Source organism: Variovorax sp. (genome assembly GCF_035634955.1).
GTDB lineage: Bacteria > Pseudomonadota > Gammaproteobacteria > Burkholderiales > Burkholderiaceae_C > Variovorax.
Genome location: NZ_DASQBZ010000013.1, coordinates 1 through 1,505 on the forward strand (window position 1 = coordinate 1; position 1,505 = coordinate 1,505).

At 64.0% G+C, this 1,505-nt stretch carries 2 protein-coding genes and 1 pseudogene; all 3 read left to right on the forward strand.

Features of this window, described 5'->3' with window-relative positions:
* A partial coding sequence (locus VES41_RS04930; RefSeq protein ID WP_324813751.1) for a hypothetical protein occupies positions 1-200 on the forward strand: 200 nt, incomplete at its 5' end.
* Positions 200-583, forward strand: coding sequence for a PaaI family thioesterase (locus VES41_RS04935; protein ID WP_324813753.1), 384 nt, complete (start codon positions 200-202; stop codon positions 581-583). The genes VES41_RS04930 and VES41_RS04935, both read left to right, overlap by 1 nt.
* 259 nt (positions 584-842) lie before the next feature.
* Positions 843-1,505 (forward strand): annotated as a pseudogene (locus tag VES41_RS04940) (glutamate--cysteine ligase); the annotation flags it as partial.

The window sequence follows — 1,505 nt, forward strand, 5'->3', positions numbered from 1 at the left end:
CGCGCAAACGCGTCGGCCTGTCCATGCGCATGAGCGACACGCCGGGCGAAAAGGTCGAAGGCAACCGCGGCGGCAACCGTGGCAACGCCGGCAACCGCTCGCAACAGGCGCCGCGCCAGCGTGAAACGGCCACCGCAGCACCGGCCAACAATGCCATGGCTTCGCTGTTCGCCAACGCCAAGCAGTTGAAGAAGAAATGATGGAAGTCCCCAAGGAGCTTGTCGAGAGCGCTTACAGCCAGCTGCTTGGCTGCCGCGTGCAACGCCTGGACACCGGCGTTGCCGAGGTGGCGCTGGCGCTCGAGCCGCATTTGCGCAACCGCGGCCAGAAGCTGCACGGCGGGGCGATCTTCAGCCTGGTGGACATTGCCATGGGCCTGGCCTGCTCGGCCAGCCATGGTTTCGACCAGCAGAGCGTGACCATCGAGTGCAAGATCAACTACCTGCGCGCCGTCAGCGAAGGCGACGTGCTCTGCACCGCCCGCGTGCTGCACGCCGGGCGCCGCACCCTGGTGGTCGACGCCGACGTAGTCCAAGGCGACAAACTGGTGGCAAAAGCACAAGGAACCTTCGCGGTTCTCTAGCTCACCAAGCGCTATCTACGGTATTTTTGACAGCATCTGGGGCGACTTTGCGTCCCATCGCCGGCAAGCCGGCTCCCACAAGGTTCACCGCTGACCTGCTGTGGGAGCCGGCTTGTCGGCGATGGGCCGCAAAGCGGTCCCGAATTCGGCGCCGGAACCGCGTAACCCAGGCGACAACGCCAGTTCCTTTTCCAACTACCCTTGTAGACCGTCAACGCTACCCCCATATTGGGCCGACTGACGCGTGAAGGAATCCATCTTGAGCGACCTCCTCAACCGCCGCCTGAGCCTGCTCGGCGCCAATCTTCCCCTGCTCGAGCAGTGCCTGCACCGTATTGAGCGCGAATGCCTGCGCATAACCGACGAAGGTCGCCTGGCTCAGACTCCTCACCCGGTAGCGTTGGGTTCGGCGTTGACCAACGAGCAGATCACCACCGATTATTCCGAGTCGCTGCTGGAGTTCATCACCCCGGCCCTGGCCGACCCGGCCAAAGTGCTCGAAAGCCTCGAACAGACCCACCGCTTCGTCTACAGCAAGCTGGGCGACGAATACCTGTGGAGCCCGTCGATGCCGTGCACGCTGCCGGCCGAGGAAGACATCCCGATCGCCGAGTACGGCACGTCCAATATCGGCAAGCTCAAGCACGTCTACCGCAAGGGCCTGGCCCTGCGTTACGGCCGCACCATGCAGTGCATCGCCGGCATCCATTACAACTTCTCGCTGCCGGAGGCGCTGTGGCCATTGCTGCGCGACGCCGAAGGCAGCACGCAAGGCGACCGTGACTACCAGTCCTCGGCCTATATCGCGCTGATCCGCAACTTCCGCCGCTACAGCTGGCTGCTGATGTACCTGTTCGGCGCTTCGCCGGCACTGGACAAAGGCTTCCTGCGCGGCCGCCCGCACCAGCTCGAAGAGCTGGAT

What these genes read in the sequence shown, in the direction of transcription:
- VES41_RS04935 (WP_324813753.1), top strand. Translation starts at nt 200, where the DNA reads ATGGAAGTCCCCAAGGAGCTTGTCGAGAGCGCTTACAGCCAGCTGCTT.